Source organism: Robiginitalea sp., from assembly GCF_049588695.1.
GTDB lineage: Bacteria > Bacteroidota > Bacteroidia > Flavobacteriales > Flavobacteriaceae > Robiginitalea.
The window spans coordinates 1-8,732 of sequence record NZ_JBAVZJ010000511.1; the positions used below are offsets into that span (position 1 = coordinate 1).

The window sequence follows — 8,732 nt, forward strand, 5'->3', positions numbered from 1 at the left end:
AATCAGGGCGGTGTAGTCCCATCCGTTTACTTTGAAAATTTCATATCCCTCTTCCGTTTCCGTTCTCTGGAATCCTTTGAGAATTTCCGAGATATTTTCTTTAGTGGTCTGGTATTTGGCCGGAACCGATATCCCGTAGGCATCGTCCCAAACACTTAAAACCATAGGGACCTGTAATACGCCGGCAGCATTCAGGGTTTCAAAGAAATGCCCTTCACTCGTCGAGGCATTCCCAATGGTGCCCCATGCTACTTCATTTCCATTTTCTGAGAAAAGATCTGACCGGATCTCAGGTACATGGCGATAAATCTTGGATGCCTGGGCCAACCCCAGCAATCTGGGCATTTGCCCGGCGGTTGGGGATATATCGGGACTGCTATTGGCCTGATCCAAAAGGTTTTTCCAGCTCCCGTCCGGATGAAGACTGTGGGTTCCAAAATGTCCTCCCATCTGCCTGCCGGCACTCATAGGTTCTTTTTCCAGGTCCGGAGTGGCGTATAAACCATGAAAAAAGGCTTTCGGGTTGAGAAGTCCCAGAGCCATCATAAAAGTCTGGTCGCGGTAGTATCCGCTTCTGAAATCCCCGTTTTTAAAAGCCCGGGCCATGGCCAGTTGGGGGAGCTCCTTACCGTCTCCGAAGATTCCGAATTTAGCCTTTCCCGTTAGAACCTCACGGCGGCCAAGTATACTGCACTCCCGGCTGAGAACGGCAACGCGATAGTCCTCAAGTATTTGTGATTTAAAGTCATTGAAGGAGAGATCTTTCTCAGGGTCTAATTGAACTTTCATTCGCCGGAGGGGTTTACATCAAAGGTACTAAAGGAAGTCGATTCATGCAATACAGACATAGCGCGACATTAGTGATTTCACAATAAAAACCTGAATTGGTGAAATAAATTGTCAATACAGGCTAAAAAAGAAGAAAAAAATGAGAATACATTAAAATTAAAACCACTTCCGGGTAAAGAGTCCTGTTAAGGTCCTTGGGCTTAAAGTGATTACAAAACGGATTCTTTGGTCGTAATTCGGCCCCGCTATTTCCCAACCCCTATTGGAATACAAGGGGAAGTAGAGCTCAAAATAATCGGTCACGAGATTCAGGCGAATCCCCGAATCGTAGACGAATCGGGCGGGTACCCCTTCGTTTTTTAAAAAACCGATATCCCCATAGGCCTCGATCCATTTCCAAAGACCAAAACTCGCGTTCCCCGTGACGAGCCATTCATTGGCAAAGGGGTTTTCAAGTTGTGACTTAAACCCTCCTTCAGCGATGATAATCTGTTGACTCGCAATTCCCGAATCCTCTGAACGGCCCAGGTAATTAAAATCAAAAAGGTAATCCGTAGGCCGGTCGAGTGCAAAGCTGAAGAAATCTGAATCTGTATCATTCCGAAGGAAGGCCCCGGCAAAAAATCGGAGGTTTAACTGCCGGTTGTTGATCATCAGCCTTCTGTAATCCACGTTGACGGCAACCTTTGTAAAATCCGCAGAATGCTGGGCATCGGCAAACCAGGAGAAAAAATTGACAATATTGTTGTTGAGGTACTTGTACCTGAAATTCAATACACTGTAATCCGGATCTGTTTCCAGGTCCAGGCTCGGGTCGATAGTCCTGAAGACATTCACATAGCGCATCAAGAGGCTGCTGCGGATATTTGAGGTTAAATCTTCCGGACGCCATCCGAAACTCACTGCAGGGGTAATGGTAGAATACCTGGAATTGGTTTGAAAGTGAAAAGATGAGCCTCTCAGGGAGTAATTTGTCACATAAAACCCACTTTTCCCGTGATAGTGGCGATAGATTAAGGAACCGCTCCCAACAAGGGCATCCTCCCTTATGGCGTATTGAGGGACAAAATTAAATTGAAAAGGCCGTTGTATCAAGGTTTTATTGGTCAGGCGGAGTCCTGGGGTTAACCCATCATAAATATTGAAGTCCAATACCGGCATATAGAAAACCTGATTGTAATAGGGGTTTTCGGCATCTCTGAAGAACTGGAATTTCAATTTCCTGTTCGAAGATAAAAACCCACCCAGGGATTTCCAGTTGTCCTTTTGGCTGAATTCCGGAATATTCTGGTCGTAATTCAATACAAGGCGTTTTTCCCCCATATCGGGTATCTGGAAGGTCTGAGATTCCTTAAAACCTTTAAGCCAGTAATCTGAGACCACCGTGTCATTTCGCAGGCCAAATAGTGAAATAGGCACTTCAGTATTCGTCTTATTCTCAATTGTTACCTGTATAGAATCATTGCCCTTGTCAGCTTTTTTAATTTTATAATCGATCTGATCGCTGGTAGTGACATAAGTCCTGAAGAACCAGTCAATATCTTTTGGGGAAAAGGTTTTTAAGGTGTTTTCAAAATCCCCGGGAGTTACCTCCTTTAATTTGTAATTCTCAAAGAAGGCCTTAATAGCCGGGTCAACCACCCCACCGCCAGAATAGGCATCTACGTAAGACAATCCCAGGCCAGCCTTGTAGGTATTGGCTATTTTCTGATTGAATTTTATGAGCGAATCATTCGGGGTATTGAGAGCCTGATCCAGATTTCTTCGGGCCATCCACATATAGAGGAAGGAATACTGGTCGTTAAAATCCATTTGTGCGAGGTACGTACCCCGGAGAATCCAACTCTTTGACAGCTTCCCCAATAGTTTTTGATCCGGATAGAACGCATCGACATACATGATCATCAGATAATTGATAATCGCATCGGTTATCCACTTGTCTTTTCTCGGGTTTAGAAATATCGATTCCCTTAAATAACTGTTTAATGCCGTTTTCAGGAATTTCAGCTCGAACTGGAATTGTTCGTCATAGGGACGGATAAAGGAGGGGAGCTGGTTGAGCCCATAAAGGGGATTCTTGTTAAAATCAATTTCACTAACAAGAAGTTGTGTATACGGGAAGTCGCCCAGATTGTCGTTGATAAAGCGGGAAATGCGCTCTATGGAAATCCCCTGCAGAATCTCACTATACTTCTGCGACTGTATATCTGTGACCACAAAAAGAGTGGAGGTTACATGCTTTTTAAAGGGCTTTGCAGCGTTCAGTATGACGTCACAGCTCTTTCGTCCAACACCCTTTAGGTTGGCATATTGGTTCCCGGGAAAACTCGTCAGGCTCAGGTCCACGAAATTAGTTCCCAGATAAAGGGAGTCGGGAAAAATGAAATTTATATCGGTATCTGTGATACCCGTATATAAGTCCTCCAGGTTTTTATTGGAATAAAGGTTCCAAACCGAGTCGTAGACAGCAGGGGTGAGGTACCAGTCTTTAAGGTAATAACTGCCATCTGCACCATATCCGTAGGGTGTAAATTTATTTGGAGGGAGTTTAACGGTGTAGGTAAGGAAGAACTTGGCTTCCCCACCCGGGCCGAGGGGCGTATTCAGGGTAAAGCGAACAATATCTTTCCCCTGCAGGTGCTCCCAGGAGACGTTTCTATAGTCCTGATCGGATATGGCGAGTATATCGGTAGAACCTCTTTCCGAGTCTTTGGCCAAATGAAGGGATTTCCGGAATTCATCAGAAAACCTTTTAGCGAGGGCTGTAGTTTTATCTGAATAGGAGTTGGCCCAGTCGTTAAAAAACAGTTCTTCCAGAGTATCGTCAGAATCGTTGACATAAGTGAATTCCTGCTGGATTTCAATGATTTTCGTTTCCTGGTCAAGGGTTGCGGTAATTCTATTCTGATGCTGCCCATACATAAGCAGGGGCGCATTGAGAAACACAAAGAGTATCCCAATAAACCGAAGCACCGGGGAATATGCCAGGTCGAATTTCATCTACTAGAAGTTCGGAGCAAGCATGCGTCCTTTGTAGAAAGAGTCAATTAAGGAAACTACTTCTTCAGCTGTATCGACCAATCGGATTAAATCGAGGTCTTCAGGGGAAATATTTCCAGCCTTGAGCATGGTGTCCTTAATCCAGTCGAGGATTCCCGACCAGAATTCGGTCCCCACAAGGATAATGGGAAATTGTGCGATTTTTTCAGTCTGGATCAGGGTGAGAGCCTCAAAAAGTTCGTCCAGGGTTCCAAAGCCACCGGGCATGACTACAAAACCCTGGGCATACTTGACAAACATGACTTTCCTGACGAAGAAATAGTCGAAATCCAGGCTTTTGTCACGGTCGATGTAGGGATTGTCATTTTGCTCAAACGGAAGGTCAATATTCAAACCCACGGATGTACCCCCTGCAATGCTGGCACCCCTGTTTCCGGCCTCCATGATCCCGGGTCCGCCTCCTGTAATGATACCATATCCGGACTGTGAGAGTTGCTGGCAGATTGAAACTGTCAATTTGTAGTAGGGATTGTCGGGTTTGGTCCGTGCAGATCCAAAAATACTGACGCAGGGTCCTATAGCACTCATCTTTTCATACCCATTGACGAATTCCCCCATTATTTTAAAGATCGCCCATGAATCGTTGATCTTTATTTCATTCCAGCCTTTGTGGTGTTGTTCTTTCTTCATAGTATCCTATTTAACGTCATGAAATACAGCATGGTATACCGCGCCTTCAATTCGCAGTTACTTCAGAGGGATAAAGCTCCCTTTTTAAAAATCTGGCAGTATAACTCCGGGTATCCTGAGCCACTTCTTCAGGGGTGCCTTCACATACAATCCGGCCGCCCCCGCGTCCGCCTTCATATCCTATATCGATGATGTAATCCATAATTTTGATGACATCCATGTTGTGCTCTATTATCAGCACAGTATTTCCTTTATCCACGAGTTTGTGCAACACCTCCATTAAAACACGAATATCCTCAAAATGTAAACCCGTGGTGGGTTCATCGAGGATATAAAAGGTTTTACCGGTGTCCCTTTTGGAGAGTTCCGTGGCCAGTTTAACCCTTTGGGCTTCTCCGCCCGAAAGTGTGGTGCTCTGCTGACCCAGGGAAATATAGCCCAACCCGACATCCTGTATCGTTTTGAGTTTGCGATAAATCTTGGGGATGTGTTCAAAAAATTCAACGGCCTCATCCACCGTCATCTCCAGAACGTCCGCAATGGATTTTCCTTTGTACCGAATCTCGAGAGTTTCCCGGTTAAACCGCTTGCCGTTGCACGTTTCACATTCCACGTATACATCGGGGAGAAAATTCATTTCAATGACCCGGAGTCCACCACCCTGGCAGGTTTCACACCGGCCTCCTTTTACGTTGAAACTAAACCTGCCGGGCTTGTAACCGCGAATGGAGGCCTCCGTGGTTTTTGTAAATAGTGAGCGAATTTCGCTAAAGACGCCCGTATACGTAGCCGGGTTGGACCTGGGTGTCCTGCCAATAGGTGCCTGGTTGATATCGATTACCTTATCGATATGCTCAAGGCCGTGAATCGCTTTATACGGCATTGGTTTTTTGACCCCATTAAAATAATATGCATTCATAATGGGATAAAGGGTTTCATTGACCAAAGTGGATTTGCCACTGCCCGAGACTCCGGTTACGCCGATCATCCGGCCCAATGGAAAACGGGCCGTAATATCCTTGAGGTTGTTCCCGGTACAACCCTCTAATACAATGTAACTTCCATTTCCTTTTCTTCGCTTCGGTGGTATCGCAATCGTTTTACGACCACTGAGGTAATCCGCGGTCAGCGTATGGTGGTCATACAGGTGTTGTGGGGGTCCTTCAGAAATAATCTGCCCCCCGTGTTTCCCGGCCCGGGGTCCAATATCAATGACGTAATCTGAAGCTTCAATCATGTCCCGGTCATGCTCCACGACAATTACTGAATTCCCGGCATCCCTGAGGGCCTTCAGGGAGTTTATCAATCGTGTATTATCCCTTTGGTGGAGGCCTATACTGGGTTCATCCAAAATATAGAGTACACCTACGAGTTGAGAACCGATTTGGGTTGCTAGTCTGATGCGCTGGGCTTCCCCTCCGGAAAGGCTTTTTGACCCGCGATTCAACGAAAGGTACTCCAAACCGACGTCCAGAAGGAACTTCAGTCGGGTTCTTATTTCTTTGACAACTTCCGCCGCGATTTTCTTTTGATCCCCCTCGAGTTTCCCGGAAAGGTCTTCGAAGAATTCAACCAACTCCCCGATGTCCATACCCGCTAGGTCAGCAATGTTCCTATCGTCTATTTTGAAATATAAGGCCTCTTTGCGCAACCGGCTCCCACTACAAGAGGGGCAGGTGATTTTATCCATATACCCCTTTGCCCATCGCTTAATATGAACGGAATTGCTCTCGGCAAACTGGCCTTTCAGGAAGGAGGCAATGCCCTCGTAATCTATACGGTAGGACCTGCGTACGCCTAAGGTCTTTGAGTCTACCTCAAAGGCCTCCTTACCGCCATTCAAAATAACATCCAGGGCTTCAGGGGGAATACGGTCAATGGGATCCTCCAGGACAAAACCATATTTCAAACCAATTGTTTCCAGCTGCTTAAACGCCCATGATTTTTTGTATTCCCCGAGAGGGGCAATTCCTCCGGCTTTAATCGATATCGAGGGGTCGGGTATAATCTTACCGGGGTTCACTTCATAGATGTGGCCGAGCCCATTGCAGCTTTCACACATCCCCCTGGGGGAATTAAAGGAAAAAGTGTTGGGCTCCGGAACCGGATAGGAGATTCCGGTTTCCGGACACATCAGATCCCTTGAGAAATATCGGGGGGTTTCGGTTTGTTCTTCAAGGATCATCAATACGTCGTCCCCTGCATACATCGCGGTTCGGATACTTTCGTCCAAACGCTTAAGGATTTCCGGAGTATCTGAGACCTGTAAACGATCTATGACGATTTCAATATCATGGGTCTTATACCGGTCCACCTTCATTCCTTTTTCAAGGTCGGTAATGGTTCCGTCTACCCGGACTTTAACATACCCTTGTTTTGCTATTTGTTCGAAGAGTTCCCGGTAGTGTCCTTTGCGGGACCGGATAACCGGAGCGAGGATACTTATGCGCTTTCCCTCGTAGTCCGCAACAATGAGATCGCGAATCTGCTCATCGGTATAGCTGACCATTTTTTTGCCCGTATTGAAACTGTAAGCATCAGAGGCCCTTGCAAATAAGAGACGCAGGAAATCGTATACCTCGGTAATAGTCCCAACCGTGGAACGGGGAGAGCGGGAAGTAGTTTTTTGTTCGATCGCAATAACGGGAGAGAGTCCGTCAATTTTATCCACGTCCGGACGTTCAAGGCTGCCCAAAAACTGCCTGACATAAGCCGAAAAAGTCTCGATATAGCGCCTTTGGCCTTCTGCGTATATCGTATCAAAAGCAAGAGAGGACTTTCCGCTGCCGGAGAGCCCTGTGATCACTACGAGCTTTTCCCTGGGGATTTCAACATCAATATCCTTCAGGTTATGGACCCTGGCACCCTGGACTGCGATAATTTGATCGTTGGGAAACTTCATCGTTTTTGCAAGTTGCAAAATTACGATTTTGGCATGTAAATATGAAGCAGCCCTTGTTTTTGTTGGCTATTATAAATCCACGGCTTAATTTAGGTCCCAAAACGCTGACTTATGAAACTACTGGGTATTGGATCTCGTATTTCTCATCCGGATTACGGTAAGGGTGTAGTAATCAATGTAAGCTCCGATCATTATTGGGTTTCTTTCCTGGATTCAGGTATCGAAACCATTGATATAGGTTCTGATTTTGATGTGATTGAAGCCATACGGGACGAGGTGGATTCGATTAGTTTTTCCGAGGTGGAAACCATTCTGACGGACATTTTAAGGAAATGGAGCGATGTCACAACCCTCGTGCCCCTTTCCGATAAATGGAAGGGTGGGAGTATGGTCCTGCAACCGGGGGATCCCAACCTTACCCCAAAAGAAATCGGAATAAGTGCCTTCTTTCATAAAATCGTCATGGTTCGTGACCGGCTGCGGGTGATGGAACAAAAAATTAATTCCAGTGACCGCCTGGACGACCAGGAAAAGGTAGATTTGCAACAGTACATTACCCGTATCTATGGGAGCCTGACTACGTTTAATATCCTTTTTAAAAACAAGAGCGATCAATTCGTAGGCGAGCGGAGTTCAAAAGCTTAGGTAATTTTCTCTTTTTACACGGCCTTTTGTCTCCATGCCGCTTCCCATTTTTGTGTCTTCCGATTAACAAGGGATGGAGTTTCCGGGAGGGGAGGGGGTGCGTTCCATCTTGTTTTATCATCTTTAGAGGTATCGGTGACCCTTTGAAGGCTTTTGTATGTGCCGGATTCGGGTCTTACATTTTGCAGACATGCATCAAGGGTTAGCTTTCCGGAAACCGAACTGAGTCTCTTTTTGCGATTGGCATCCACCACCAGCCATGGATCAGAGGGAAAACGAGACCTGCAGTGCCTCGACAAAAGAGGAAGTATATCGTGTTTTGGTCGAATCTCACTGTACCATAATCTATCCGTGTTCGACTTAAAGGATAATACCCGCTCCTGAGCGTCCCGTTCCCGGGAAACTTCTCTAACGGCTATATCCAATTTTTTTCCGGCTTGAACGCCCAGGTATTCAATTCCCTCTATATGCGGACCAAAAAGGTGGGCTACATAAATATATATTTCAGATTGGAGTTTTGCATTCTCGTGCAGGAAGCTGAAATATACCCGTTTTTGAATTTCAGTTCCCAGAAGCCCTAAATCTTCCCATAGGCGCTTGGCTTTTTGGATTTTTGTTTCAATTCTTACACCCGACCCGAAAAGGGGGAGGGTATCTGTATTGAATAAAGGGTTAAAAGCAACCCGGGGATGAGATTCCTCTATCC

Annotated in this window: 6 protein-coding genes; 1 reads left to right on the forward strand and 5 read right to left on the reverse strand. The window is 45.9% G+C overall.

All coding sequences use genetic code 11. From position 1 onward, the window contains the following. The 4 genes from WBV75_RS11810 to uvrA all read right to left on the reverse strand — a co-directional run. Positions 1-789, reverse strand: a 789-nt coding sequence (locus WBV75_RS11810; RefSeq protein ID WP_424120794.1) for a thiamine pyrophosphate-dependent dehydrogenase E1 component subunit alpha, incomplete at its 3' end; no start/stop codon positions are given. 156 nt (positions 790-945) lie between these two features. Next, the gene (locus WBV75_RS11815; RefSeq protein ID WP_424120795.1) at positions 946-3,789 is read right to left on the reverse strand and encodes a metalloprotease; all 2,844 of its coding nucleotides are present in this window, start codon (positions 3,787-3,789) and stop codon (positions 946-948) included. Positions 3,790-3,792: 3 nt separating this feature from the next. Continuing rightward, complete coding sequence (locus tag WBV75_RS11820; protein ID WP_424120796.1) at positions 3,793-4,479, reverse strand: TIGR00730 family Rossman fold protein; 687 nt, start codon at positions 4,477-4,479, stop codon at positions 3,793-3,795. 46 nt (positions 4,480-4,525) lie between these two features. Next, positions 4,526-7,381: an excinuclease ABC subunit UvrA gene (gene uvrA / locus WBV75_RS11825; protein WP_424120799.1), complete on the reverse strand. Its 2,856-nt coding sequence runs from the start codon at positions 7,379-7,381 to the stop codon at positions 4,526-4,528. A gap of 111 nt (positions 7,382-7,492) precedes the next feature. On the opposite strand from uvrA, the gene WBV75_RS11830 reads away from it, so the two are divergent. Continuing rightward, entirely contained in the window at positions 7,493-8,026 is a 534-nt protein-coding gene (locus tag WBV75_RS11830; RefSeq protein WP_424120797.1) for a hypothetical protein, read from the forward strand. A 14-nt stretch (positions 8,027-8,040) separates the two neighbouring features. Here WBV75_RS11830 and WBV75_RS11835 read toward each other — a convergent pair. Beyond that, the coding region (locus tag WBV75_RS11835; protein ID WP_424120798.1) for a DUF4130 domain-containing protein at positions 8,041-8,732 on the reverse strand (692 nt) is incomplete at its 5' end.

What these genes read in the sequence shown, in the direction of transcription:
- WBV75_RS11815 (WP_424120795.1), bottom strand. Translation starts at nt 3,789, where the DNA reads ATGAAATTCGACCTGGCATATTCCCCGGTGCTTCGGTTTATTGGGATA.
- WBV75_RS11820 (WP_424120796.1), bottom strand. Translation starts at nt 4,479, where the DNA reads ATGAAGAAAGAACAACACCACAAAGGCTGGAATGAAATAAAGATCAAC.
- uvrA (WP_424120799.1), bottom strand. Translation starts at nt 7,381, where the DNA reads ATGAAGTTTCCCAACGATCAAATTATCGCAGTCCAGGGTGCCAGGGTC.
- WBV75_RS11830 (WP_424120797.1), top strand. Translation starts at nt 7,493, where the DNA reads ATGAAACTACTGGGTATTGGATCTCGTATTTCTCATCCGGATTACGGT.